Here is a 23,457-nt window from a genome sequence, read left to right on the forward strand (position 1 = left end):
CCCCGTGGAGGGACGGCACGCGGCGACCGCGAGTCCGCACGCGTTCTGCTGCACGACACGGACGATCGACCTTGAGGACACCGACCGGTCGTCGCGCCGAAGCGGACGGCGTCCACGACGAACGGCACACGGCCTACGCCCGCTGCGCCGATCGTCCGTGTCGTCACCCACGTGCGGCTCGGCGGCCTACCGACGGTGGGTCCGGTGAGCCACGAGCGGTCCGGATCATGCCGCGAGCGCTCGGCAACCACCGATCGGTGGACTTCGGATGGTCCGCGCGAGCGACAGCAATACGTCGGACCACTGGCCGCTGTCCCGGTACCCCACGTGTCGGCGCGCTACACCATCGTGGGCGGCCGGACTCCTCGAGGGGCCGGCTCAGTGGTGCTCGGCCGCGACCTCGGCGACGTGGCGGCGCACCACGCCCTCGTCGGCGGCGGCCTGCGCCACGGCCGCGGCCACGGCGGGCGCGACGCGGGGGTCCAGCGCGCTCGGCACGATGTGGTCGGCGCCGAACTCCTCGTCGCCCGCGGCGATGTCGGCGATCGCGTCGGCCGCGGCGAGCTTCATCGCCTCGGTGATGCGCCGGGCCGCCGCGTCGAGGGCCCCGGCGAAGACCCCGGGGAACGCGAGCACGTTGTTGATCTGGTTCGGGTAGTCGCTGCGCCCGGTGGCGACGACCGCGGCGTGCTTGCGCGCGACGGCCGGGTCGATCTCGGGGTCCGGGTTGGACAGCGCGAACACCACGCCGTCGTCGGCCATCGACGCGATCACCGACTCGGGCACCGTCGAGCCCGAGAGGCCCAGGAAGACGTCGGCGCCCGCGACGGCCGCGGCGAGGTCGCCGCGCACCCCGCGAGGGTTCGTCTGCTCCGCGAGCGCGATCTTCTCGACGTTCATGCCCTCGCGGCTCTCGTGGATGACCCCGCGGGAGTCGAGGACGACGACGTCGCTCGCCCCCGCCGAGAGCAGGATCTTGGCGCAGGCCACGCCGGACGCCCCGGCGCCGCTGACGACGACCTTGAGCGAGGCGAGGTCGCGGTCCAGGACGCGCGCGGCGTTGCGCAGGGCCGCGAGGACGACGATCGCGGTGCCGTGCTGGTCGTCGTGCATGACGGGGCAGTCGAGCGCGTCGACGAGCCGGCGCTCGATCTCGAAGCAGCGCGGCGCCGCGATGTCCTCGAGGTTCACGGCGCCGAAGCTCGGGCGCAGGTGCACGAGCGTCTCGACGATCTCGTCGACGTCGGTGGTCTCGAGGACCAGCGGGATGGAATCGAGGTCGGCGAACGCCTTGAACAGCGCCGACTTGCCCTCCATCACCGGCAGGGACGCGCGGGGACCGATGTCGCCGAGCCCGAGCACCGCGGTGCCGTCACTGACCACGGCCACCAGGCGGTGGGTCCACGTGTAGCGGGCGGTGAGGGCCTTGTCGTCGGCGATCGCGCGGCACACCTTCGCGACGCCGGGGGTGTACGCGATGGCGAGGTCACGGCGGCCGGAGAGCCCGACCGTCGGGGCGATCGAGAGCTTGCCGCCCTCGTGCGCCGTGAAGACCTCCTCCTCGGTGATGTCGCGGCCGTCGAGGGAGGGCTGGTTGGTGGGCGTGTCGGCGTTCGCGTCGCTCACGGGGACTCCAAGCGAGATCGAGGGGTCGCGGCACTGCGGCAGTCTCGCGGCACCGGGGTACCCCGGACGGGAGGACGTGGTGGGGGCGCCCGCGGTCGGCGGGCGCCGGGCGGGCCGTCGGCGCGGGTGGGCGCCCGGCCCGGGTCAGGACTCCTGCGCCCGGTGCGGGCGATCCTCGCGCGTCCGTGGGGGTCGTGTCTGCGTCCCCGGTCACCCGGCGCGCCGCGCCCGCGCACCCTCACCGTGCGTGCAGCCGCCCCGGGTGGGGCCAGAGCCGCCAGCGCACGGGCCCGACGACCTCGGCCGGGCCGAGGGTGCGGGAGTCGGTGGACGCCGCCGGGGCGTCACCGACGGCGAACCAGCCGTCGTCGAACGCCAGCGCCGCCCGCTTGACCGAGAGCTGCCCCGGACGCGACGCCCACCGCACGAGCGCGAGCTCCCCCGGCCGCACGGTGGCGCCCGGCAGCGCGAGGACGACGTCCCCGTCACGCAGCGTCGGCGCCATCGACCCGCCCCGCACGAGGACGCGGCGGGGACGACGTCCGACCAGCCACCCGACCCGTCGCGCGACCGTGACCAGCAGCTCACGGGGGGTCCTCACCGGCGGCGCTCCACGTGTCGGTGCCCGGTCACAGGGGTACGTTCTCTGACGTCGGAACGATCACCATTCCCCATGAGGAACAGGGAGGCGAGATGGGACTGCTCTCCGGCGTCCTGCGCCCGCGTCTGGAGGCCACCGCGCACTGCGACCTCCCCTGCGGCGTCTACGACCCGGCCCAGGCCCGGATCGAGGCCGAGTCGGTCAAGGCGATCCAGGAGAAGTACCAGGCCAACGAGGACCCGGCGTTCCGGGCCCGCGCCATCCAGATCAAGGAGGAGCGCGCGGACCTCGTCAAGCACCACCTGTGGGTGCTGTGGACCGACTACTTCAAGCCGCCGCACTTCGAGAAGTACCCGCAGCTCCACGAGCTGTTCAACAAGGCCACGAAGGCCGCCGGCGGCGGTGAGGGCGGCGCCAAGTCGTCCATGGATCCGCAGAGCGGACAGCAGGTGCTCGACTACATCGCCGAGATCTCGGACATCTTCTGGGAGACCAAGAAGGGCTGAGACCCCGACACGCACGACCCGACGCGCCCGTCCCTGCCAGCCAGGGGCGGGCGCGTCGTCGTGTGGGCCCGACGTGGCGTCACCGCGTCGGCACCGGCGCCCCGGGGTACCTGGCCCGCCGTGAGCCAGAGCCCCGCCGGACGCCTCTACCTCCTGCGCCACGGCGAGACCGAGTGGTCGCGCGACGGCCGGCACACCAGCCGCACCGACCTCCCGCTGACCGAGGCCGGCGAGGCGGCGGCGCGGAGCGCCGGGCGCCTGCTGGTCACGCTGCGCGGCGCCGACGTCCCCGCGCCCGAGGTCTGGACCAGCCCGCGGCGCCGCGCCGTCGACACGGCCCGCCTGGCCGGGCTCGAGCCGTCGACGACCCGGGAGGACCTCGTCGAGTGGGACTACGGCGCCTACGAGGGCCGCACGACCCCCGAGATCCGCGAGGACGACCCCGGCTGGACGGTCTGGACCCACCCCAGCCCGGGCGGCGAGACCGCGCCCGAGGTGGCCGAGCGCCTCGACCACGTCATCGCCGACGCCGAGCGGGTGTTTGCCGAGCGCGACCTCGTCATCGTCGGCCACGGCCACGCCGGCCGCGTGCTCATCGCCCGCTACCTGGGCCTCGACGCCACCGCCGGGGTCGGGTTCGCGTTCGACGCCGCGTCGGTGACGGTGCTGGGCCACGAGCGGGGCGTGCCGCGCGTCGACCTGCTCAACGCCCCCGGCGGCCTCGTCGCGGCCCCGCCCCCGCCGGCGGACCGGCACTGAGCCGACCGACGACGAGGCCCGGGGTCACCGCTGCGCCCGGAAGCGGAACGACCGCTCCCCCGCGTCGGCGATGGCCTCGTGGAACCCCGCGCCCTGCAGGCGGTCGGGCAGGGTCTCCGGGTCGACGACGACCATCGTGTCGCCGACGTGCAGCAGCCGGAAGCGCAGGCTGCGCCGGCTGTCCGAGCCCGCGAACACCCCACCGGGACGCAGGACGCGCGCCGCCTCGGCGAAGACGCGGTCCTGCTGGGCGGGCGAGGGCACGTGGTGGAGCACCGTGAAGCACACGACGGCGTCGAAGCGCGCGTCGGCGAACGGCAGCCGGGTGCCGTCGGCGGTGCGCACGTCGACGCGCTCGCCCATCGTGCGGCCCAGGTCCTTCGCCAGCCGCGGGTCGACCTCGGCGGCGGTCAGCGCGCCGGCGCGCTCGACGAGCCAGCGCGTCGTCACGCCGTAGCCCGGCCCGATCTCCAGGACGTCGCCGGCGAGGTCGACGCCCTCGAGCGCCCACGGCAGGACCTCGCCGTGCATCCGCGCGGCCCAGCGGTCGGAGCGGCACAGCCGGCGGTGCAGCGCGTTCATCGGCACGTCCGTGGACGCTAGGTCGCCGTCGCGGGCTCCGACAGGCCGCGCGGCGAGTGTGCTGCTCCCTACTGCTCCGCCCACGCGCGCGCGGGCGCGCACAGGAGGCCGTAGAGCACCACCGCGGCGGCGAGGAGCACCGGCACGCCCCACTCCGGGCGTCCGGAGGGCACGGCGGCGTAGAAGGCGCAGCCGATCGTCAGCAGCTGGGCGACGAGCGCCGGGCCACGGGCGCCCCGCTGGCCGCGCAGCAGCGCCACGGCCACGACCACCAGCCCGACGGCGAGCAGCACGACGAAGCCCCACACCGAGAACACCACGCCCGCGGCCACGAGGAGCGCCGCGACGACGACGCCGACCACCCCTTCGGCGAGCACGCCGAGTGCGGCGAGGCGCACGGGACGGGGTGGTGTCACGCCGATCAGGGTAGGCCGCGGACCCCCGTGTCCCTCGGTCGGCCGAGAGATCGGCGACATCGAGGGACCGCACCCCCCGACCGGAGTGGGAGTGCCGTCTACGGTGAGCGCGTGCGTGCGCTGCTCGTGGCCAATCCCTCGGCCACCACGACGACGGCGGCCGGTCAGGACGTCATCGCGCACGCGCTCGCCAGCGAGATCAAGCTCGACGTCGTCGCCACCCGCTACCGGGGGCACGCCGCCGAGCTCGCGGCCCGCGCCCGCGCCGAGGCCGTCGACCTCGTCGTGGTGCTCGGCGGCGACGGCACGGTGAACGAGGCCCTCAACGGCCTGCTCGCCGACGGGCCCGGCGAGCACGTCCCCGCGCTGGGCGTGGTGCCCGGCGGGTCGGCGAACGTCTTCGCCCGCGCCCTGGGCGTGCCCCGCGAGCCGCTGGAGGCCACCCACACGCTGCTGGGCGCCATCGCCGAGGGCCGCTCGCGCACCGTCGGGCTCGGGCGCGCCGACGAGCGGTGGTTCAGCTTCAACGCCGGGCTCGGGTGGGACGCCGACGTCATCGCGTCGATGGAGCGCGCCCGCGGGCGGGGCCGGGAGGCCACCCCGACCCGCTACGTCGCCACCTCGATCCGCCGCTGGACGCGCACGCGCCTCGACCCGCCCGACCTCACCGTCGAGATCGACGGCGAGGAGCCGGTGCCCGGCGTCCGCCTCGCGCTCGTGTCCAACACCGACCCGTGGACCTACCTCGGGGCCCGGCCGGTGCGCACCAACCCCGGCTGCTCGTTCGACAGCGGCCTCGGCCTCTTCGCGCTCCGCTCGGTGGGCCTGCCGACGGTGCTGCGCCTCGTGCAGCAGGTCCTCAGCGCGCAGGGCGCGAGCGGCCTGAGGTCGGTCGTGCGGCGCGACGACGTGCCCGCGCTGCGGATCACGAGCGAGGAGCCGGTCAACCTCCAGGTGGACGGCGACCACCTCGGCCGGCGCAGCGACGTCGAGTTCGTGGCCGTCCCGGATGCCCTCCGCGTGGTCGTCTGAGGGCCCGAAACGTGCCGGGCGTCAATTCGGTGTGAGCCGTGACGGACGGTCGGCGGGCTTCTGAATCGAGCCCAGCTGCTGACCGCTCGTCGTGGACTCCCGGACGGGTGGACGGTTCGTCGTGCTGTGGTCGTCGCTCGTCGCAGCCGGACGGTCATGACGGTCCGCGCTATTCCACTCACCGACCGAGTTCGCCCGTCGAGCCGCTTGGCACTCGATCTCCTCGGTCACGTCCTGCAGATTGTTTCGCATCCCCCGCGAATACCGGGAAGGACGCGCCGCCCGTGAGGGTCGCGAGTTCGGACCGGATGGGTCCGCCGTCGTGAAAGAGAGCGACCGGCGGGCGGGAGACAGGGCGACAGCGATGGTCCCCGGTCTCCACCGGCAGGTCGCGGGCCCGCCACGGGCCCGCGGCGACGTCGAGAAGACGACGACCACGACGGGTGCGCACCCCGAAGCGCCCCACCGAGGAGCTCAACAAGATGGACTGGCGGAACGACGCTGCTTGCCGCGACGAGGACCCGGAACTGTTCTTCCCCGTCGGCACGAGCGGCCCCGCGCTCTCCCAGATCGCGCGCGCGAAAAGCGTCTGCCGGCGTTGCCCGGCGATGACCGAGTGCCTGAAGTGGGCGCTCGAGTCGGGTCAGGACGCGGGTGTCTGGGGCGGTGCGAGCGAGGACGAGCGCCGTGCGCTCAAGCGCCACGGCATCCGGCCCGAGGTGCACACCGGCTTCTGATCGCCGACGCCACGCTCCCCGGCGTCGCGATCGCGGGCCGTGTCGGACGCTCGCTCCCCACGCGTCCGGCACGCACCGGCCCGACGACAGCACCACCCAGCACCACCCAGCGAGACACGCGAGGCCCCGGTCCCGTCCACGGACGGACCGGGGCCTCCGTGCGTCCGGGGGCCTGCTCGTCGCCGTCTCAGCGCCCGCGGTGCTGCAACGGCACCCGCAGCACGGCCCGCGTGCCGGCCTCGTCCCCCGGGCGCAGGCGCAGGGTGCCGGCCAGCTCGGAGTCGACGAGCGTGCGCACGATCTGCAGGCCCAGGCCCGTGGCCCGCTCCAGCGAGAACGTCTCGGGCAGGCCCCGCCCGTCGTCGCGGACCTCCACCTCCAGCTGGGCGGCGGTCCGCGACGCCGCGATGACCACCGAGCCCGACGCCCGCTCGGCGAACCCGTGCTCGAGGGCGTTGGACACCAGCTCGGTCAGCACCATCACCAGCGGCGTCGCCATGACCGCCGGCAGCACCCCGACCCGGCCCTCCCGCCGCATGTCGACGCGGGCGCCGGGGCGGGCGAGGTCGTTCATCATCGGCAGGACGCGGTCGAGCACCTCGTCGATGTCGACCTTCTCGTCCACCGACGCCGCGAGCGCCTCGTGCACCAGGGCGATCGACGCCACCCGGCGCACCGACTCGGTGAGCGCCTCCTGGGCCTCCGTGTGCGGCGTGCGGCGGGCCTGCAGGCGCAGGAGGGCCGCGACGGTCTGCAGGTTGTTCTTCACGCGGTGGTGGATCTCGCGGATCGTCGCGTCCTTGCTCAGCAGGGCCCGGTCGCGGCGCCGGACGTCGGTGACGTCGCGGGCCAGGACGAGCGCGCCGCTGGGCACGCCGCGCGGGTGCAGCGGCAGGGCCCGCAGGACGGCGGTGGCGCCGTGACCGGTCAGTTCGGCGCGCTGGGAGGGGGTGCCGGCCAGCGCGCCCCGCACGTGCTCGGCCGCCTCGCCGCCCTCGAAGGCGTCGTCGGCGACCTCGCGGACGACGGCGGCCAGGTCGGCGCCCACGAGCTCCTCGCTCCAGCCGAGGCGGTGGAACGCCGACGCCGCGTTGGGGCTGGCGTAGAGCACGCGACCGCTCGTGCTGATGCGCACCAGCCCGTCGCCCACCCGCGGCGACGAGCGGCCCTCGTCGTGCCCCTCGGCGGTCGGGAAGGTGCCGTCGGCGATCATCTGGCACAGGTCGGTGGCGACGGCGAGGTACGAGATCTCGAGGGTGCTCGGGACGCGGGGCGCGGCGAGGTTCGTGTCGCGGCCCAGGACGGCGACGACGCCGCCGCCGGGCTCGCGCACCGGCACCACCTCGCGGCGCACCGACCGGCCCCGGTGCCAGCGCGGCTGGTCCTCCCGGCGCAGCGTGGCGTCCTGCAGCGCCCGCTCGAGCTGGGGGCGCTGGCTGGCCGAGGCGGCCGCGCCGACCATGTCCTCGGGGTGGGCGGTCGCCGTCGTCGTCGGGCGGCACTGGGCCACGCACAGGAACTCGACCTCGTCGATGGGACCAGCTCCGCTGCGCTCCGTGTTCCGCGCCACCGGCACCCACAGCAGGAAGTCCGCGAACGACAGGTCGGCCAGCAGCTGCCACTCGGCGACCACGCGCTGCAGGTGGGCCGCCGCGGCCCCGGAGAGCGCGGTGTGGGCCGCGAGCAGGTTCTGCAGTGTCGACACCGGTCGTGCGCGGTTCCCGCTGCCGACACTGCCCATGGGGATCATCCAACCACCGCGCCGGGAGACGGAGCGGAGCTCGACCCATAGGGAGGGGCACGAACCCCCGACGTGGGACGATGGGGGCATGTCGAAGCGCGCGCGCCAGAAGCGGGACCGCAAGAAGAAGGCCAGCAACCACGGCAAGCGCCCCAACAGCTGAGCGCCTGCCCCGCACGCACGAAGGGCCCGTCCGCGACGATCGCGGGCGGGCCCTTCGGCGTCCTCGGGGTGTCTAGCTGCGCCAGGACTCGACGCGGGTCTGGTTGACCTCGACGACGGTGCCGGCCGGGCTGCGCTCGATGGTGACCTCGGCCTGCTCGAGCACCGCGGCGCGGATCTGCTCGCGCAGCCGCTGGTGCAGGCCCTCGGGGGCGTGCTCGCCGCCGCAGCTGCGCCCGAGCAGCGTCTTCACCTTCTCCTCGAGGCCGTAGCGCGCGAGGCACGGGCCGCACTCGTCGAGGTGGCGGCGCAGCTGGGCGTCGCGGGCCTCGTCGCATTCGTGGTCGAGCAGCAGCCACACCTCGGCGAGGACCTCGGAGCAGTCGGTCTCGTGGGGCTTCCCGCAGCTCATCGTCCGGCCCCCTCTCGGGTGGTCACCCGGTCCGCACCGTCGCGGACCGCGCCGTCACGGGACGCGCCGTCACGCGCCGCACCGTCACCGCTGCCCAGGCCGTCGCGGATGAAGCCGCGGTCGCGGGCGGTGTCGGTGAGCGCCTCGCGCAGCTGCCGGCGTCCCCGGTGCAGCCGCGACATCACCGTGCCGATGGGCGTGCCCATGATCTCGGCGATCTCCTTGTAGGCGAAGCCCTCGACGTCGGCGAGGTACACCGCCATCCGGAAGTCGTCGGGCAGGCTCTGCAGCGCGTCCCGGATGTCGGTGTCGGGCAGGTTCTCCAGCGCCTCGGCCTCGGCCGAGGGCAGGCCGGCCGAGCTGTGCTCACCGGCCTGGGCGAGCTGCCAGTCGGTGATCTCCTCCGTGGGCGACTGCTGGGGCTGGCGCTGCCGCTTGCGGTAGGTGTTGATGTAGGAGTTGGTGAGGATGCGGTACAGCCACGCCTTGAGGTTCGTGCCGGGCGTGAACGAGGCGAACGACGAGTACGCCTTGAGCACCGTCTCCTGCACCAGGTCCTCGGCGTCGGCGGGGTTGCGCGTCATCCGCAGCGCCGCCGCGTAGAGCTGGTCGACCATCGGCATCGCGTCGCGCTCGAAGCGCTCCGCGCGCTGGGCGGGCGTCTCGGACGCCACGTCGACCTGGTCGCTCTCGTCAGGGCTCTCGTGAGGTGGAACAGCCCTCGCCGCGTCGGCCACGGGGCTCCCTTCGGGCCGCGCCCTCGGCGCGGTCGGGACGTCGATGAATCCCGCGGAGACTACCCGCGCCGGGCGCAGGACATCCCGACCCGCGGACGACGTCACGCCGTCGTACGGCGTCGCGTCGGCCGGGACAGCCGTCCCGGCCTCCGCCATCGTCATCACTGCTGGCATGTCCGGCTCAACGCGGCGGCGGGGTCCGCGATTCCCCTGCCGAGGGCGGTGCGGGCACAGCCCGGACTACCCTCGGTCGCCGTGGCGCGACGAGCGGCGGCGGCGACCCCGGCCCTGGCCGCGCTCGACGACGCCGGCGTCGCGTACACGACGCACCCGTACACGGCTCCGGGCCGGACCGCCTCCCCGTCGGGTCGAGCTCCGCTGCGCTCCGTCTCCTACGGCACCGAGGCCGCCGAGGCCCTCGGCCTCGACCCGGCCCGGGTGTTCAAGACGCTGGTCGCCGAGGTGGACGGGACGCCGGTGCTGGCGATGGTGCCCGTGGCCGGGACCCTCGACCTCAAGGCCCTCGCCGCGGCCCGCGGCGGCAAGCGGGCGGTGATGGCCGACCCGGCCGTGGCCCAGCGGCTCACCGGCTCCGTGGTCGGCGGCATCGCCCCGCTCGGCAGCCGCCAGCCCCTGGACGTCGTGATCGACCTCTCGGTGGCCGACCACGGCACCGTCTTCTGCTCGGCAGGCCGCCGGGGGCTGCAGGTGGAGCTGGCCCCCGACGACCTGGTCACCGCGACGGGCGGGGACCTCGCCGAGATCGCCTCGGGTCAGGACGCCTAGGCCCGGCCGAAGAACACCCGCAGGTCGGCGACGATCGCCTCGGGCACCTCCAGCGCGGCGAAGTGCCCGCCCCGGGAGTGCCGGCTCCAGTGCACGACGTCCGTGTTGTCCCGCTCGGCGAACACCTTGATCGTCTGGAAGTCGTCGGCGAACACCTGCACCCCGGTCCGCGCCGCGCTGACCCGCGGTTCGGCGCCGGCCTGCGCGTCCTCGCGGTAGAAGCGCACGGCCGTGGACGCGGTGTTGGTGAGCCAGTAGAGCGAGGCCTGGGTGAGGATCTGGTCCTCGGTGACCAGGCTCGTCCCGTTGCCGAAGGCGTTGAACAGCTCGTCGTAGGCGAGCTGCGCGACCGGCGAGTCGGCGAGCCCGACGGCCACCGTCTGCGGGCGCGAGGCGTTCATCGTGTTGTAGCCGCCCACCTGCTGGAACCACTGCATGTGCTCCAGGCCGGCGTGGTCGGACGGCTCGAGGCGCTCGAACTCCGACGGGTCGCCCGAGGGGAAGCTGAACAGCTGCAGGACGTGCAGGCCGAGGAAGCCGGGCGGGTCGAGCAGGCCGATCTCGCGGGCGATCATCGCGCCGGCGTCGCTGCCGTGGGCGCCGTAGGCGTCGTAGCCGAGGCGGCGCATCAGGGCGTCGTAGGTGCGGGCGATGCGGGCGGTGGTCCAGCCGCGCTCGTCCAGCGGCGTCGAGAAGGCGAAGCCCGGCATCGAGGGCACGACCACCGAGAACGCGTCCTCGGCCCGCCCGCCGTGGGCGACGGGGTCGGTGAGCGGGCCGACGAGGTCCAGGAACTCGGCGAACGACCCCGGGTAGGTGTGCAGCAGGAGCAGCGGGGTGGCGTCCGCCTCGGCCGAGGGCACGTGCACGAAGTGGATCGTCTGGCCGTCGATCTCGGTGAGGTACTGCGGCACGGCGTTCATGCGCGCCTCCTGGGCGCGCCAGTCGAAGGTGGTGCGCCAGCGCTCGACCATGCCGGCGAGGTAGTGGTTCGGGGTGCCGTAGTCCCAGTCGTCCCCCGGCGCCGGGCGCGGGAGGCGGGTGCGGGCGAGCCGGTCGGCGAGGTCGTCGAGGTCGGCCTGCGGGACCTCGATGGTGAAGGGGGTGATCTCTGCGCTGCTCATGAGGAGAACGGTAGGGAGCAACCAGGCACCGATCGTTCCTCGTTCTACGGCATCCTCGCCGTCGTGCGCGACACCGCGGCCCGGATGCTGGCCCTCCTCTCGCTGCTGCAGTCCCGGCCCGACTGGCCCGGTCCGGAGCTCGCCGAGCGCCTCGGCGTCGGCGTGCGGACCGTGCGCAACGACGTCGCGCGGCTGCGCGAGCTCGGCTACCCCGTCGACGCCGAGACCGGGCGGGCCGGTCACTACCGGCTCGGCGTCGGGGCGTCGCTGCCGCCGCTGCTCCTCGACGACGACGAGGCCGTCGCCGTGGCCCTCGGTCTGCGCGCCGGCACCGGGCTCGCCGGTACGCAGGAGGCGGCGGGGCGCGCGCTGACCAAGCTCGAGCGCGTCCTCCCCCACCGCCTGCGCCGCACCGTCGCCGCGCTCACCGCCGCCACCACCGCGGGCCCCGAGAACACCGTCTCCGACGCCCCCGACCCCGAGGTCGACCCCGCCCTGCTGCGCACCGTCGCCGAGGCGATCCGGGACCACACGGCGCTGCGGGTGGCCGTCGCCGATGGGCCGGCCGGTCCTGCCCGGGTCCTCGAGCCCTACCGCCTCGTGAGCTGGGAGCGCCGCTGGTACGTCGTGGTGCGCTCGCCGGACCGCGGGACGTGGACCGTGCTGCGGGCCGACGGCCTCGAGCTGCGCACCCCGGGCGGTCCGCGCTTCACCCCCGTCGAGCCGCCCGAGGACCTCACCGACCTGGTGCTGCGCGAGGTCGCCGTCCGGGGCTGGACGGTGCACGCCCGGATCCTCGTCCACGCGCCGGCCGCGGCGGTGCTGGCGAGGATCAACCCCGCGGTCGGGGTGGTCGAGGCCCGCGACGCGCGCACCTGCGTGCTCGTCACCGGCGCCGACAGCGTCGCCACCCTCGCGGCCTACGTCGGCATGCTCGACCTGGACTTCCGCGTCGAGGGCCCGCCCGAGCTCGTCGCCCAGCTGCGGACGACGGGCGAGCGCTACCTGCGAGCCGTCCGATGATCTGGGTCGAGCTCCGCTGCGCTCCGTCTCCCGCTACGGCATCTCCACCACGAACCGGAACCGCACGTCCCCGCGCCCGAGCCGGTCCAGCGCCTCGCCGAGCCGGTCGGGCGTGACGACCTCGACGTCGGCGACGATGCCGTGCTCCGCGGCGACGTCGAGCATCTCGCGGGTGGCGGGTACGCCGCCGCTGCCGGTGCCGGCGATCCGCTTCTCGCCGACGACGAGGCTCATCGGGTCGATCTGCAGGGGCCGCGGCGGGATGCCGGCGAGGACGTAGGTGCCGTCGACCGCGAGCGCGTCCAGGTAGGGCGCGGGGTCGAGCGGGTGACCCGTGGTGTCGAGGAGCAGGTCGAAGCGGCGGGCCTGGCGCGCGAGGGCGTCCGGGTCGCGGGTGAGGACGACGTCGTCGGCACCGAGGGCCTTGGCGGCGTCGGCCTTGGCCTCGCTGGTGGTCAGGGCGACCGTCTCGGCGCCCAGCGCGTGAGCGAACCTGATGGCGAGGTGTCCGAGCCCGCCGACCCCGACGACGCCCACGGTCGTCCCCGGGCCGGCCCCGAAACGGCGCAGCGGCGACCAGGTCGTGATCCCGGCGCACAGCAGCGGGGCCGCGCCGGCGGGGTCGAGCCCCGCGGGCAGCGCGTGGACGAAGTGGCGGTCGACGACGATCTCGGTGGAGAACCCGCCCTGCGTCGTGCCGCCCGAGACGCGGTCCTCGCCACCGTAGGTCAGGGTCGGGAAGGCCTCGCAGTCGTTCTCCCGCCCGGCGCGGCACGGCACGCAGGTGCGGCACGAGTCGACGATGTTGCCGACCGCGACGCGGTCGCCGGGGCGCAGGTCGGTGACCTCGTCGCCGACCGCCTCGACCACACCGGTCATCTCGTGGCCCGCGACCAGCGGGAACGCCGCGGGGTCGCCGGAGGCGAGGGCGTGACGGTCGGTCGCGCAGACGCCGCAGTGGGTGACGCGGACGACGACGTCGACCGGGCGCGGGTCGCGCCGGGCGAACGACCACGAGCGCGGGGCCTCGCCCGGGGTGTGGGCGGCCCATCCCGTGACCTGGCGCATGGTGGTCCTCCTCGAAACAAACCGTTTGGTTACGTCCTCACCGTAGGACGGTGTCCGGTGGATCGCAACTGAACGGTTGGTTAGGATCGCGGCATGCCGAAGGACGGAGCCGCCACCCGCCGCCGGCTGCTCGACGCCGCGACCGCCGAGTTCTCGCGCTACGGCATCGCCGGGGCCCGCGTGGACCGGATCGCCGACGCCGCGGAGGCCAACAAGGCGCAGATCTACGCGTGGTTCTCGTCCAAGGACGGGCTGTTCGACGCGGTGTTCGCCGAGCACCTCGCGCTCATCGTCGACCTCGTCCCCTTCGACGCCCGGGACCTCGCGGGCTACGCGGTGCGGCTCTACGACGCCTACCTGGAGAAGCCGTCGGTGATCCTGCTCGCGACCTGGGCACGCCTCGAGCGGGTGCCGACGGGCGACCTGCTCACCTCCGTCGGCGACGTCATGGGCGAGAAGCTCGACACGATCCGCTCCGCCCAGGCCGCCGGGCTGGTCGACCCCGACCTGGCGCCCGCGGACGTCTACTCGATGGTGATCGCGTTGTCGATGTCGTGGTCGCCGGCGGCCACCGTGGTCACGGCCGCGCCGGACGACCCGGCCGCCGACCACCAGCGGCGCCGCACGGCCCTGCACACCGCCGCGCGCCGGGCGTTCCGGCCCGGCTGACCCCTCACACCGCCGCGGGAGCCAGCACCCGCTCCAGCCACGGGCCCACGGCCGCGGCGACCGGGCCGCGGGCGCGCAACGAGTGGTCGCCGGCGAGGACGACGACCTCGCGCGTGGCGGTCTGCTCGGGGATGCCGAACCGGTCGTTCGCCCCCGACACGGCGAGCACGGGCACCGTCACCGCGTCGATCTCGGGGCCGCGGTCGGGACGCGTGCCGTCCTTGCGGGCCGGGGCGAGCAGCGGGAAGGCCAGCGCGAGGACCCCGACCGGCGCGAGGGCGGCCGCGCCCCGGCAGGCCACGCGCGCGCCGGAGGACCGCCCGCCGTGGACCTGGGGGACGCCGGGCAGCCGGTCGCGCAGGTGGGCCACCACCGCCGCCCACGCGGCGTCGAGCTGCGCGGCCGGGGCGGGCGCCTTGCGACCGGCGACCCGGTAGGGCTGGAGGACGCGGGCGACGGCGAGCCCGGCCTCGCGCGCGGCCGAGCGGGCGCCCATGAGGTCCGGCGCCTCGACGCCCCCGCCGGCGCCGTGGCCGAGGACGAGCAGCCCGCGCGGGGCCCCACCGTCGTCGATGCCGGCCTCGTCCAGGTGCACCGCCGCCGGGCCGTGGGGGGTCTCGACGGTGATCGGGTCGCGGTCGGTCACTGTGTCGCCGAGACGTCGGCGTCCAGGTCGAGGTCGAGCCCCACCTGCTCGGGCTCGTCGTGGCGCTCCTCGATCAGCTCCGGCCCGTGGTTCTGCACGTTGTTGACCATGGTGGACACCTGGCGCAGCTCGAACGACGTCAGCAGCTCGGGCGGGGGCGGCTCGAGGAGGTCGGTCGGGTCGTCGTTGTCGGGGTCGAGCCAGGCCCGCCAGCGCTCGGCCGGCAGCACGAGCGGCATGCGGTGGTGGATCGCGGTGAGCGGCCCGGCGGCGTCGATGGTGACGACGGTGGTGCTGATCAGCGGCGCCGTGCCCTTCGGGGCGTCCTTCGGCCGCCACGTCTCCCAGAGCCCGGCGAAGGCGATCGACTTCCCGCCCGGCAGCGTGATGAAGTACGGCACCTTGCGCCCGCCCGGCCCGTCGCGCTGCCACTCGTACCAGCCGTCGGCCGGGAGCAGGCAGCGCCGGCCCCTCACCGCGCGGCGGAAGGCGGGCTTGCTGGTCAGCGAGTCGGACCGCGCGTTGATCATGCGACTGCCGATCTTCGGGTCGTCCGCCCAGCCCGGCACCAGGCCCCAGCGCATGGCCCGCAGGCTGCGCTCGAGACGCTGCGGGTCGGCCCTGCCCCGGTCGTCGCGCGGGTGCCGGTCGACCACGCCGATCACCGTCGTGGTCGGCGCGACGTTGTACTCGGGGCCCGGCCAGGCGCCGTCGGTGGCGTCGACGGCGTCGAACTCCTCGGCGAGGATGGCCGGGTCCTTCGCCTGGCTGTAGCGGCCGCACATGCCCCCATCCTGGCACCGGGGTCCGACACCATCCTGCGCGAACGCGAGAGGATGGCCCCATGAGCGATCAGCCCTGGGCAGCACCGACCGCGGACGGGCCGGTGCACGGCACGGTGTCGGTGCCGGGGTCGAAGTCGGTGACCAACCGGGCGCTGGTCCTCGCCGCGCTGGGCACCGACGGCGTCACGCGCCGGGTGCGGGGGGCGGCGCGGTCGCGCGACACGACGCTCATGGCCGGGGCGCTCGCCGCGCTGGGGGCGACCGTGACCACCACCGACGGCCGCGCCGGCACCCTCGACCTCGCGATCACCGCCCCCGCGACGTTCCACGGCGGCCACGTCGACTGCGGGCTCGCCGGCACCGTCATGCGCTTCGTCCCGCCGCTGGCCGCGCTGGCCGACGGCCCGGTGGTGCTCGACGGCGACGAGCGCGCCCGCGAGCGACCGATGAGCGGCATCGTGGCGGGACTGCGCGGGCTCGGGGTGGAGGTCTCCGGCGAGGCGCTCCCGCTGACCGTCACCGGCGGCCCGCACCCGCCCGGCGGCGAGGTGACCGTCGACGCGTCGGCGTCGAGCCAGTTCGTCTCGGGCCTGCTGCTCTCCGGCGCGCGCTACGCCCGCGGCGTCACCGTCACCCACGCCGGCGAGCGGGGCGTGCCGTCACTGCCGCACGTCGCGATGAGCGTGGCGATGCTGCGGGACGCCGGGGTGGTGGTCGACGAGTCCCCGAGCCGCTGGCACGTCGGCCCCGGCCCCGTCACCGCGCCCGCGGTGCTCGACGTCGAGCCCGACCTCTCCGGCGCGGCGGTGTACCTGGCCGCCGCGCTCGCGACCGGCGGTGCCGTCACCATCGCCGGCTGGCCCGACACCGACCTGCAGCCGGGCGGCGTGGTGCGCCGGGTGCTCGAGGCGTTCGGGGCGCGGGTGTCGCTCGACGCGGACGGCCTCACCGTGCGCGGTCCCGACCGTCTCGACGGCGTCGACGTCGACCTGCACGAGGTCAGCGAGCTCACCCCGACCGTCGCCGCCCTGGCCGCCCTCGCCGCGCGCGACGGGGCGCCGTCGCGGCTGCGGGGCGTCGCGCACATCCGCGGCCACGAGACCGACCGCCTCGCCGCGCTCGCCGCCGAGCTCGGCACCGTCGGGGCGCGGGTCACCGAGACCGAGGACGGGCTCGCGATCGCCCCGAGCCCGCTGTCGGCGCCGACGCGGCCGTGGCGGGCGTACGCCGACCACCGGATGGCCACCGCCGGCGCGATCGTCGGGCTCGTCGTCCCCGGCGTGACGATCGACGACGTCGCCGCCACCACCAAGACCCTGCCCGACTTCGCCGACGACTGGCCGACGCTCGTCGCGGGCGCCGGGGTGGGGGTCTGAGGACCGGTGACACGCGGCGGCGGGCGGGGACAGACCTCGCGGCTCGACGAGTCCGACGTCCGCGTCCGCCCGGGCCGGGGCACCCGGCCGCGCAGCAAGCGCCGTCCGGAACACGCCGACGCCACGCCCGCCATGGTCGTGGGTGTCGACCGGGGCCGTTGGACCTGCGCGCCCGACGAGGACCCGGAGCGCCGCGTCGTCGCCATGCGGGCCCGCGAGCTGGGGCGCACGCCCGTCGTCGTCGGTGATCGGGTGGGCCTGGTGGGCGACGTCTCGGGCGGCGACGACTCGCTCGCGCGCATCGTCCGGGTCGCCGACCGGTCCTCCGTGCTGCGCCGCACCGCCGACGACACCGACCCCTACGAGCGGGTGGTCGTCGCCAACGCCTCGCACCTGGTGATCGTCACCTCCCTGGCCGACCCGCCGCCGCGCACCGGGTTCGTCGACCGCGCGCTCGTCGCCGCCTACGCCGGCGGGCTGGAGCCGGTGCTGTGCCTGACGAAGGCCGACCTCGCCGACCCCGAGCCGTTCGCGGCGCAGTACGCCGAGCTCGACCTCCCGCGCGTCGTCACCCGGGCCGGCGAGGACCCGGCGGCGCTGCGCGAGGTCGTCGCCGACCGCGTCACCGCGCTCGTCGGGCACTCCGGGGTGGGCAAGTCGACGCTGGTCAACCAGCTCGTGCCCGACGCCGACCGGGCCGTCGGCGAGGTGTCGGGCGTCGGGAAGGGGCGGCACACGTCGACGTCGGCGGTCGCTCTCGCTCTCCCCGGCGCCCGCGGCTGGGTCGTCGACACCCCCGGCGTGCGCTCGTTCGGCCTCGCCCACATCGCCCCCGACGACGTGGTGGCCGCGTTCGGGGATCTCGCCGCGGCGATCGAGGAGTGCCCGCGCGGCTGCGGCCACCTCGGCCCGCCGGCCGACCCCGAGTGCGCGCTGGACGGCGAGGTCGCCGCCGGGCGCCTGTCCCCCGCCCGGCTGGAGGCGCTCCGGCGGGTCCTGGAGGCGCTGCGCACCCCCGCGTGGGAGACGTGAGGCCCGGATAGGCCCCGGGTCGTGGTGCGCGGGTCGGTCAGGTCCCGCGCAGCACCCGGTCCGCGCGCTGCGCCGTCGCCGCGATCATCCTGGCGTTGGCGGCGTCGCTGCCGTCGGCGCGGGCGACCGCCTCGGCGTGGCTGCGGCCGTGGCGCTCGTGGCGGGCGACGAGCCGGGCGCGGCGCACCTCCTCGTCGGGCTCGAGGAACCACACCTCGTCGAGCAGGGCCCGGACGCCGTCCCACGGCGGCTCCTCGAGCAGCAGGTAGTTCCCCTCGGTGACGACGACGAGCGCGTCGGGCGGGACCTCCAGCGCCCCGGCGATCGGCTCCTCGATCTCGCGGCGGAACTCCGGCGCCCAGACGGTCGCCGCCCGCGAGCGCACCCGCTCGAGGAAGGCGAGGTAGCCCGGGGCGTCGAACGTGTCCGGGGCGCCCTTGCGCTCGCGGCGGCCCAGGCGGTCGAGGACGGAGTTCGCGAGGTGCCAGCCGTCCATGCCCACGACCGCCACCCCGGGCCCGGCGAGCGACGCGGCGAGCGTCGACTTCCCCGCGCCCGGTCCCCCGACGATGCCGAGGACGCGGCGGCGCCCGTCCGCGCGCGCGGCGTCGAGGAGGTGGGCGATGCCCGGGTCGGAGCTCGGCGTCACGCCACGCATGATCGCCCATCAGCCGGGTACGGCTGCATGGTGCAGCTGCCCGTGCCCGAGCCCGGTCCCGACGCCGCGGTGGCCTTCGTACGGGAGCACCTCGCCGACCTCGCCTGCGACACCCCCGCCGCGTCGACGTCGATCCGGGGCGGGCAGACCGAGGCCGACGCGGCCCTGGCGGCGCTGGACGTCACCGGCTACGCCGGACGTCGCAACCAGGTGTGGCCGCCGGAGCGCCGCGGGGCGTCGAAGATGTCGCCGTACATCCGCTACAACCTCGTCGCGCTGCCCACGCTGTGGGACCACGTCGCCGACGCCCCGGCGAACGACCGCCGCAAGTACCGCGACGAGCTCGCCTGGCAGGAGTACACCCGCCACCTCTACGCGCGCTTCGGCCGGGACGGCGGGGCGGCGCTGGGCACCGAGCTGCGCGCGCACCCGCCGAGCCCGCCCGAGCCGTGGGACGAGCCGTGGCCCCGGGACATGGAGTGCATGGACACGACCGTCGGGGAACTGCACGCCGACGGCTGGCTGGTCAACCAGACGCGGATGTGGCTCGCGAGCCAGTGGACGGTGCGGGCGGGCGCGCGGTGGCGCGACGGCGAGGAGGAGTTCTTCACCCACCTGCTCGACGGTTCGCGGGCGGCCAACCGGCTGAACTGGCAGTGGACCACCGGCGCCGGGAACGGCAAGGCCTACGCGTTCGCGCGCTGGCAGGTCCAGAAGCGGGCGCCCGCGCTGTGCCGGCGGTGTGTGCTGCGGGACGCCTGCCCGGTCCAGGACTGGCCCGACCAGCGCACGACCCGCGCCTCGATGTCGGAGCTCCTGCGCGACGACCCGGACCCGTCGGTGACGTCCGGCCCGCTGTCGCGCTCCGGTGAGGGTGACGTGGAGGCGGTGTGGCTGACCGCGGAGTCGCTCGGCGACGCCGACCCCGCCCTGGCCGCCCACCCCGACGTCCCGGCGGTGTTCTGCTTCGACGAGCCGCTGCTGCGCCGGCTCATGCTCTCGGGCAAGCGGCTGGTGTTCCTCACCGAGACCCTCGCGGACCTCGCCACGCGGCGGCCGGTGGCGATCCACCGGGGCCGGGTGACCGACGAGCTGGCCGGACGGCGCCTGGCCGTCACCTTCGCGCCGGTGCCCGGCTTCCGGCGGCGCGCGGCGGCGCTCGAGCCGGCCGTCGTGCACCCGTACCCGTGGCTCTTCCGCCCGCGGGCGGGCCGGATGCAGTCCTACACCGCGTGGCGCAAGGGCATGCCCGCGCAGCCGGACCGGGTCGCGGCGTGACGGCACCACCCGCACCATCCGCACCACCTGCCCCGCAGGGCGTGCGGCGGTGTGGCGGCCCGGCCGCCGGTGCGGTTCGACGAGCCGGTGACCGTGCAGCACGACCTCGTGCTCGCGCGGGCGGAGGCCGGGCACCTGTGGCGACGCGCGCTGTCGGGGGTGCGTGCGAGGGTGGCTCTCGGCGTCGGAGGGCGTGAGGGGGCCGTCGTGGTGCGCGAGCAGCAGCCGTGGCTGGACGTGCCGTTCGGGGAGAAGGACGAGGCCAAGGCCGCCGGCGCGCTGTGGGACTGGCGCGCCAGGCGCTGGTACGCGCCCCGGCCCGGGATGGCGGAGCTCGCGCGGTGGCTGCCGGCGCCGCGGACGCCGGGTGCCGCGGCGGCCGAGGCGGCCGAGGCGGCCGAGGCGGCGGAGGCGGCAGAGGAGGAGGACCGGGCGGACGGGGCACCGGAGCTCGCTGAGCACGCCCGGCATCGTGCGGACGGGTCCGCGCGGTCGGCTCCGCCGGTCGGGGCGCCGGTCGGGACGCCGGTCGGGACGCCGGTCGGGACGCCGGTCGGGACGCCGGTCGGGACGCCGGTCGGGACGCCGGTCGGGGCATCGGTCGGGGCATCGGTCGAGGTGCGGCTCGCGGAGGCGCTGGACCGGCTCACCGAGCCGGGCCGGCTGGCGCGGTGGGCCCGGCGCCGGCCGCCGTGGCGGGTGCTGCACGGGGTGCCCGTCGACGCCGGGCGCGGGGAGGTGGACCACGTGCTGGTGGGCCCGCCCGGCGTCGTCACCGTGCGGACCGCGCACCACCCCGGCGCGGCGGTGCGGGTCGACGGCGACCACCTGACCGTCGACGGCCGGGTCGTCGACCACGTCCGCCGCGCCCGCGCCGAGGCCGAGCACGCGAGTCGGCTGATCGCCGCCGCGCGGGGCGATCCCGAGGCCCCGCCGGCGACGGCCGCCCTCGCGGTCGTCGCCGCGTCGGTGGCCACGGCACCGGGGGGCACCTGGCCGCGCGGGGTGCTGGTGGCGGCGCCCGCGAACCTGCCGCGGCGGATCACGTCGCTGCCGACCGCGCTGGCCGACGACGAGATCGACGAGCTCTACGCCGTCGCGCGGCGCCTGGGCACGTGGACGCGCGGGCTCTGAGCGATCAGGGCAGGCCGCCGGTGGCGCGCAGCGACTGCCCGGTGATCCAGCGACCGTCGGGACCGCAGAGGAACGCGACGACGGCGGCGACGTCGTCGGGGCGGCCGAGGCGTCGCAGCGGGGTGAGCGGGGCGAGGGCGGCCTCGAGGTCGACGCCGGGGTTGTTGGTGCGCAGGAGGTCGGTGTCGGTGGCGCCGGGCAGGACGGTGTTGACGGTGACGCCGCGGGCGCCGAGGTCGCGGGCCGCGCAGGCGGCGAACTGCTCGACCGCGGCCTTGCTCGCGGCGTGCACGGCGACGGCGGCGGTGGGCGCCACCGTGTTGAGGGTCGAGACGTTGACGATGCGCCCATCGTCGCGCAGGCGGGTGTAGGCCTCGCGCATGAGCGCGAACACCGACCAGGTGTTGACGCGCATCAGCCGGTCGTAGTCCTCGTCGGTGGTCTCGTCGATCGGCACGGGTCGTACGGACGAGCCGGCGTTGTTCACGAGGACGTCCAGGCCCTCGAGGCGCTCCTCGGCGGCGTCGTAGAGCCGGCGCGGGGCGTCCCGGTCGGTGAAGTCGGCCTGCTCCGCCCAGGCCCGCCCGTCGGCGGCCTCGACGGCGGCCAGCACGGCGTCCGCGGCGGCCCGGTCGGTGGCGTAGCTGAACACCACCGACGCCCCGTCGGCTGCCAGGCGCTCCACCACCGCCCGCCCGATCCCGCGCGACCCGCCCGTGACCAGGGCCGTCCTCCCTGCCAGCGGTGATCTCGTCGGTGACGTCACGGGGGCAGCGTGGCACGCCGGGGTCGGGGTGCTCAGGGGCCCAGCAGCTGGCGGACGCGCGCGGCCTCGCGGGTGAGGTGGTCGCGCTCGGGCACGCTGGTCGCGACGCGCGCGGCCTCGGCGTAGAGCTCGGCGGCCCGGGCGAGGTCGCCGGCGCGTTCGTGCAGGTAGGCCGCGGCCGCGGTGCGGCGGGGCAGGCCGGGGTCCACCTCGGCGAGCGCCGTCAGGCCGGCCTGCGGGCCGTCGGCCTCGCCGACAGCCACGGCGCGGTTGAGCCGCACCACCGGGCTGTCGGTGATCGCCAGCAGCTCGTCGTACCACTCGACGATCTGCACCCAGTCCGTCTCCTCGGTGCTCGGGGCGTCGGCGTGCAGGGCCGCGATCGCCGCCTGGGCCTGGTACTCGCCCAGCCGGTCGCGGGCCAGGGCGGCCTGGAGGATCGCGACGCCCTCGGCGATCAGGGCGGTGTCCCAGCGCGACCGGTCCTGCTGCGCGAGCGGGACGAGCCGCCCGCCGGGCCCCGTGCGGGAGGCGCGCCGGGCCTGGTGGAGCAGCATGAGCGCGAGCAGTCCCGCGACCTCGGGCTCGTCGGTGAGGGCGGCGAGCTGGCGGGCGAGACGGATCGCCTCGCCCGCCACGTCGACGTCGCCGCCGTAGCCCTCGTTGAAGACGAGGTAGAGCACCCGGAGCACGGTGGCGAGGTCGCCGGGCTGGTCGAGGGGCAGGTCGGCGATCCGCCGCTTGGCGCGGCTGATCCGCTGCGCCATGGTCGCCTCGGGCACGAGGTGGGCGGCCGCGATCTGCCGGGTGGTCAGGCCGCCGACCGCCCGCAGCGTGAGCGCGACGGCCGCGGCCGGCGGCAGGGTGGGGTGGGCGCAGAGGAAGTAGAGCCGCAGCGTGTCGTCCGTGGCGGGCGCGGGGCCGGCCGGCGGCTCGGCGTCGACCGCCAGCTCCCGCCCCTGCCGCGACGACTCGGCGCGGACGGCGTCGAGGAACTTCCGCCAGGCGACGGCCACCAGCCACGCCTTCGGGTCCCGCGGCGGGTCGTCGGGCCAGGTGTCGAGGGCGCGGATCAGCGCCTCCTGCACCGCGTCCTCGGCCGACGCGAAGTCCGCGCCCCGCCGGCCGAGGACGCTGATCACCGCGGGCACCAGCTCGCGCAGCAGCGCCTCGTCCACCCGGACGGTGCCGGCCGTCGCCTCCCCCACGTGGACCACCTCCTCCGCGTGGTCCGACGACCCGCTGCTCGCCACGTCGTCTGCGCTGCCCGCCACGTCGCCCACCTGCCGTGTCTCGCGCCTCTCGTCGGCCGGCTCAGTCCGTCCCGCCGGGCACCCCGGTGAGGAACGGCCGGACCTCGAGCCACTCGTGGATCGGCTCCCCGCCGGCGCCGGGTGCCGCGGAGAGCTCGCCGGCCAGCTCGACCGCGCGGTCCCAGGACTCGACGTCGATGATCATCCAGCCCGCGATGAGGTCCTTGGTCTCGGCGAAGGGACCGTCGGTCACCGGCGGACGGCCCTCGCCGTCGAAGCGCACGAACGCTCCCTCGGACGACAGCGCCTGGCTGTCGACGAACTCGCCGGTCTCCTGCAGGCGGGAGGCGAAGTCGCTCATGTACTGCATGTGGGCGTCGACCTCCTCCGGCGTCCACTTCTCCATGGGCGTGAACTCGACGGCCGGGGCCGGGCCGCCGCGGTAGTGCTTCAGGAGCAGGTACTTCATGGTCGGTCTCCTCCGTGGTCGCGCGGTCCGGGCCGGTCGCTCGGGCCGCTCGTACTCCTGGGACGGTGCCGGTGCGGCG

The 23,457-nt window shown here is 75.8% G+C and carries 27 protein-coding genes; 12 read left to right on the plus strand and 15 right to left on the minus strand.

All coding sequences use genetic code 11. The features are described 5' to 3' along the window. Positions 1-378: 378 nt before the first annotated feature. On the minus strand, positions 379-1,626 hold the full coding sequence (locus tag PGB27_RS00085; protein WP_274198298.1) for an NAD(P)-dependent malic enzyme: 1,248 nt from the start codon (positions 1,624-1,626) through the stop codon (positions 379-381). Between the two features lie 238 nt (positions 1,627-1,864). Next, positions 1,865-2,227: a S26 family signal peptidase gene (locus PGB27_RS00090; RefSeq protein WP_274198299.1), complete on the minus strand. Its 363-nt coding sequence runs from the start codon at positions 2,225-2,227 to the stop codon at positions 1,865-1,867. A gap of 92 nt (positions 2,228-2,319) precedes the next feature. Here PGB27_RS00090 and sodN point away from each other — a divergent pair, with 92 nt between their 5' ends. Beyond that, positions 2,320-2,733: a superoxide dismutase, Ni gene (gene sodN, locus PGB27_RS00095; RefSeq protein WP_274198300.1), complete on the plus strand. Its 414-nt coding sequence runs from the start codon at positions 2,320-2,322 to the stop codon at positions 2,731-2,733. A gap of 120 nt (positions 2,734-2,853) precedes the next feature. Next, positions 2,854-3,492, plus strand: a complete 639-nt coding sequence (locus PGB27_RS00100) for a histidine phosphatase family protein (protein WP_274198301.1) — start codon at positions 2,854-2,856, stop codon at positions 3,490-3,492. Between the two features lie 24 nt (positions 3,493-3,516). On the opposite strand, the gene PGB27_RS00105 is transcribed toward PGB27_RS00100, so the two are convergent. Continuing rightward, positions 3,517-4,074: a class I SAM-dependent methyltransferase gene (locus tag PGB27_RS00105; protein ID WP_332843723.1), complete on the minus strand. Its 558-nt coding sequence runs from the start codon at positions 4,072-4,074 to the stop codon at positions 3,517-3,519. 68 nt (positions 4,075-4,142) lie between these two features. Then, positions 4,143-4,490, minus strand: coding sequence for a hypothetical protein (locus tag PGB27_RS00110; RefSeq protein WP_274198303.1), 348 nt, complete (start codon positions 4,488-4,490; stop codon positions 4,143-4,145). A 111-nt stretch (positions 4,491-4,601) separates the two neighbouring features. On the opposite strand from PGB27_RS00110, the gene PGB27_RS00115 reads away from it, so the two are divergent. Together PGB27_RS00115 and PGB27_RS00120 are read left to right on the plus strand one after the other, a co-directional pair. Further along, positions 4,602-5,522: a diacylglycerol/lipid kinase family protein gene (locus tag PGB27_RS00115; RefSeq protein WP_274198304.1), complete on the plus strand. Its 921-nt coding sequence runs from the start codon at positions 4,602-4,604 to the stop codon at positions 5,520-5,522. Between the two features lie 482 nt (positions 5,523-6,004). Further along, positions 6,005-6,259 (plus strand): WhiB family transcriptional regulator, encoded by a 255-nt coding sequence (locus PGB27_RS00120; protein WP_274198967.1) that lies wholly within the window; start codon positions 6,005-6,007, stop codon positions 6,257-6,259. Between the two features lie 187 nt (positions 6,260-6,446). Here PGB27_RS00120 and PGB27_RS00125 read toward each other — a convergent pair whose 3' ends face one another. Then, positions 6,447-7,964, minus strand: a complete 1,518-nt coding sequence (locus PGB27_RS00125) for a sensor histidine kinase (RefSeq protein WP_274198968.1) — start codon at positions 7,962-7,964, stop codon at positions 6,447-6,449. A gap of 124 nt (positions 7,965-8,088) precedes the next feature. On the opposite strand from PGB27_RS00125, the gene PGB27_RS29385 reads away from it, so the two are divergent. Then, positions 8,089-8,163: a 50S ribosomal protein bL37 gene (locus tag PGB27_RS29385; protein ID WP_378034828.1), complete on the plus strand. Its 75-nt coding sequence runs from the start codon at positions 8,089-8,091 to the stop codon at positions 8,161-8,163. 72 nt (positions 8,164-8,235) lie between these two features. Here the strand turns inward: PGB27_RS29385 and rsrA are convergent, their stop codons facing one another. Together rsrA and PGB27_RS00135 are read right to left on the minus strand one after the other, a co-directional pair. Further along, the gene (gene rsrA / locus PGB27_RS00130) at positions 8,236-8,574 is read right to left on the minus strand and encodes a mycothiol system anti-sigma-R factor (protein ID WP_274198305.1); all 339 of its coding nucleotides are present in this window, start codon (positions 8,572-8,574) and stop codon (positions 8,236-8,238) included. After that, the gene (locus tag PGB27_RS00135; protein WP_274198306.1) at positions 8,571-9,248 is read right to left on the minus strand and encodes a sigma-70 family RNA polymerase sigma factor; all 678 of its coding nucleotides are present in this window, start codon (positions 9,246-9,248) and stop codon (positions 8,571-8,573) included. Before PGB27_RS00135 ends, rsrA begins: the two co-directional genes overlap by 4 nt. A gap of 318 nt (positions 9,249-9,566) precedes the next feature. Between PGB27_RS00135 and PGB27_RS00140 the strand changes: the two genes are divergently transcribed. Beyond that, positions 9,567-10,097 (plus strand): aminoacyl-tRNA deacylase, encoded by a 531-nt coding sequence (locus PGB27_RS00140; RefSeq protein ID WP_274198307.1) that lies wholly within the window; start codon positions 9,567-9,569, stop codon positions 10,095-10,097. Here PGB27_RS00140 and PGB27_RS00145 read toward each other — a convergent pair. Continuing rightward, entirely contained in the window at positions 10,094-11,221 is a 1,128-nt protein-coding gene (locus PGB27_RS00145; protein ID WP_274198308.1) for an epoxide hydrolase family protein, read from the minus strand. The genes PGB27_RS00140 and PGB27_RS00145 overlap by 4 nt on opposite strands. Positions 11,222-11,284: 63 nt before the next feature. On the opposite strand from PGB27_RS00145, the gene PGB27_RS00150 reads away from it, so the two are divergent. Further along, positions 11,285-12,244 (plus strand): helix-turn-helix transcriptional regulator, encoded by a 960-nt coding sequence (locus PGB27_RS00150; protein WP_274198309.1) that lies wholly within the window; start codon positions 11,285-11,287, stop codon positions 12,242-12,244. A gap of 33 nt (positions 12,245-12,277) precedes the next feature. Here PGB27_RS00150 and PGB27_RS00155 read toward each other — a convergent pair whose 3' ends face one another. Continuing rightward, a complete protein-coding gene (locus PGB27_RS00155) occupies positions 12,278-13,312 on the minus strand; it encodes an NAD(P)-dependent alcohol dehydrogenase (RefSeq protein ID WP_274198310.1) in 1,035 nt (344 codons plus the stop codon). A 93-nt stretch (positions 13,313-13,405) separates the two neighbouring features. On the opposite strand from PGB27_RS00155, the gene PGB27_RS00160 reads away from it, so the two are divergent. Further along, positions 13,406-13,981, plus strand: a complete 576-nt coding sequence (locus tag PGB27_RS00160; protein WP_274198311.1) for a TetR family transcriptional regulator — start codon at positions 13,406-13,408, stop codon at positions 13,979-13,981. A 4-nt stretch (positions 13,982-13,985) separates the two neighbouring features. On the opposite strand, the gene PGB27_RS00165 is transcribed toward PGB27_RS00160, so the two are convergent. Together PGB27_RS00165 and PGB27_RS00170 are read right to left on the minus strand one after the other, a co-directional pair. Then, positions 13,986-14,627, minus strand: a complete 642-nt coding sequence (locus tag PGB27_RS00165; protein ID WP_274198312.1) for an alpha/beta hydrolase family protein — start codon at positions 14,625-14,627, stop codon at positions 13,986-13,988. After that, entirely contained in the window at positions 14,624-15,412 is a 789-nt protein-coding gene (locus PGB27_RS00170; RefSeq protein ID WP_274198313.1) for an SOS response-associated peptidase, read from the minus strand. The genes PGB27_RS00165 and PGB27_RS00170 overlap by 4 nt, the downstream gene beginning before the upstream one ends. Before the next feature lie 59 nt (positions 15,413-15,471). Here PGB27_RS00170 and aroA point away from each other — a divergent pair, with 59 nt between their 5' ends. Both aroA and rsgA read left to right on the plus strand, forming a co-directional pair. After that, complete coding sequence (aroA, locus tag PGB27_RS00175; RefSeq protein WP_274198314.1) at positions 15,472-16,788, plus strand: 3-phosphoshikimate 1-carboxyvinyltransferase; 1,317 nt, start codon at positions 15,472-15,474, stop codon at positions 16,786-16,788. A 6-nt stretch (positions 16,789-16,794) separates the two neighbouring features. Next, a complete protein-coding gene (rsgA, locus tag PGB27_RS00180) occupies positions 16,795-17,820 on the plus strand; it encodes a ribosome small subunit-dependent GTPase A (RefSeq protein WP_274198315.1) in 1,026 nt (341 codons plus the stop codon). Between the two features lie 37 nt (positions 17,821-17,857). Here the strand turns inward: rsgA and PGB27_RS00185 are convergent, their stop codons facing one another. Next, positions 17,858-18,469, minus strand: a complete 612-nt coding sequence (locus tag PGB27_RS00185; RefSeq protein ID WP_274198316.1) for a nucleoside/nucleotide kinase family protein — start codon at positions 18,467-18,469, stop codon at positions 17,858-17,860. A 36-nt stretch (positions 18,470-18,505) separates the two neighbouring features. On the opposite strand from PGB27_RS00185, the gene PGB27_RS00190 reads away from it, so the two are divergent. Together PGB27_RS00190 and PGB27_RS00195 are read left to right on the plus strand one after the other, a co-directional pair. Next, a complete protein-coding gene (locus PGB27_RS00190; protein ID WP_274198317.1) occupies positions 18,506-19,756 on the plus strand; it encodes an FAD-binding domain-containing protein in 1,251 nt (416 codons plus the stop codon). An 87-nt stretch (positions 19,757-19,843) separates the two neighbouring features. Continuing rightward, positions 19,844-20,890: a DUF5710 domain-containing protein gene (locus tag PGB27_RS00195; protein WP_274198318.1), complete on the plus strand. Its 1,047-nt coding sequence runs from the start codon at positions 19,844-19,846 to the stop codon at positions 20,888-20,890. 4 nt (positions 20,891-20,894) lie between these two features. Here the strand turns inward: PGB27_RS00195 and PGB27_RS00200 are convergent, their stop codons facing one another. The 3 genes from PGB27_RS00200 to PGB27_RS00210 all read right to left on the minus strand — a co-directional run bounded on the left by PGB27_RS00200 (position 20,895) and on the right by PGB27_RS00210 (position 23,378). Beyond that, positions 20,895-21,656 (minus strand): SDR family oxidoreductase, encoded by a 762-nt coding sequence (locus tag PGB27_RS00200; protein ID WP_274198319.1) that lies wholly within the window; start codon positions 21,654-21,656, stop codon positions 20,895-20,897. A 32-nt stretch (positions 21,657-21,688) separates the two neighbouring features. Continuing rightward, positions 21,689-22,834 (minus strand): RNA polymerase sigma factor, encoded by a 1,146-nt coding sequence (locus PGB27_RS00205; protein WP_274198969.1) that lies wholly within the window; start codon positions 22,832-22,834, stop codon positions 21,689-21,691. A 136-nt stretch (positions 22,835-22,970) separates the two neighbouring features. Next, positions 22,971-23,378: a YciI family protein gene (locus tag PGB27_RS00210; protein ID WP_274198320.1), complete on the minus strand. Its 408-nt coding sequence runs from the start codon at positions 23,376-23,378 to the stop codon at positions 22,971-22,973. Positions 23,379-23,457: the final 79 nt, after the last annotated feature.

Origin of the sequence: Actinomycetospora lemnae (assembly GCF_028737315.1) — a bacterium.
Lineage (GTDB): Bacteria > Actinomycetota > Actinomycetes > Mycobacteriales > Pseudonocardiaceae > Actinomycetospora > Actinomycetospora lemnae.

Coding starts and splice junctions, on each gene's coding strand:
- sodN (WP_274198300.1), top strand. CDS start 2,320: ATGGGACTGCTCTCCGGCGTCCTGCGCCCGCGTCTGGAGGCCACCGCG.
- PGB27_RS00105 (WP_332843723.1), bottom strand. CDS start 4,074: ATGAACGCGCTGCACCGCCGGCTGTGCCGCTCCGACCGCTGGGCCGCG.
- PGB27_RS00120 (WP_274198967.1), top strand. CDS start 6,005: ATGGACTGGCGGAACGACGCTGCTTGCCGCGACGAGGACCCGGAACTG.
- rsrA (WP_274198305.1), bottom strand. CDS start 8,574: ATGAGCTGCGGGAAGCCCCACGAGACCGACTGCTCCGAGGTCCTCGCC.
- PGB27_RS00145 (WP_274198308.1), bottom strand. CDS start 11,221: ATGAGCAGCGCAGAGATCACCCCCTTCACCATCGAGGTCCCGCAGGCC.
- PGB27_RS00155 (WP_274198310.1), bottom strand. CDS start 13,312: ATGCGCCAGGTCACGGGATGGGCCGCCCACACCCCGGGCGAGGCCCCG.
- PGB27_RS00160 (WP_274198311.1), top strand. CDS start 13,406: ATGCCGAAGGACGGAGCCGCCACCCGCCGCCGGCTGCTCGACGCCGCG.
- PGB27_RS00170 (WP_274198313.1), bottom strand. CDS start 15,412: ATGTGCGGCCGCTACAGCCAGGCGAAGGACCCGGCCATCCTCGCCGAG.
- aroA (WP_274198314.1), top strand. CDS start 15,472: ATGAGCGATCAGCCCTGGGCAGCACCGACCGCGGACGGGCCGGTGCAC.
- PGB27_RS00190 (WP_274198317.1), top strand. CDS start 18,506: ATGGTGCAGCTGCCCGTGCCCGAGCCCGGTCCCGACGCCGCGGTGGCC.
- PGB27_RS00210 (WP_274198320.1), bottom strand. CDS start 23,378: ATGAAGTACCTGCTCCTGAAGCACTACCGCGGCGGCCCGGCCCCGGCC.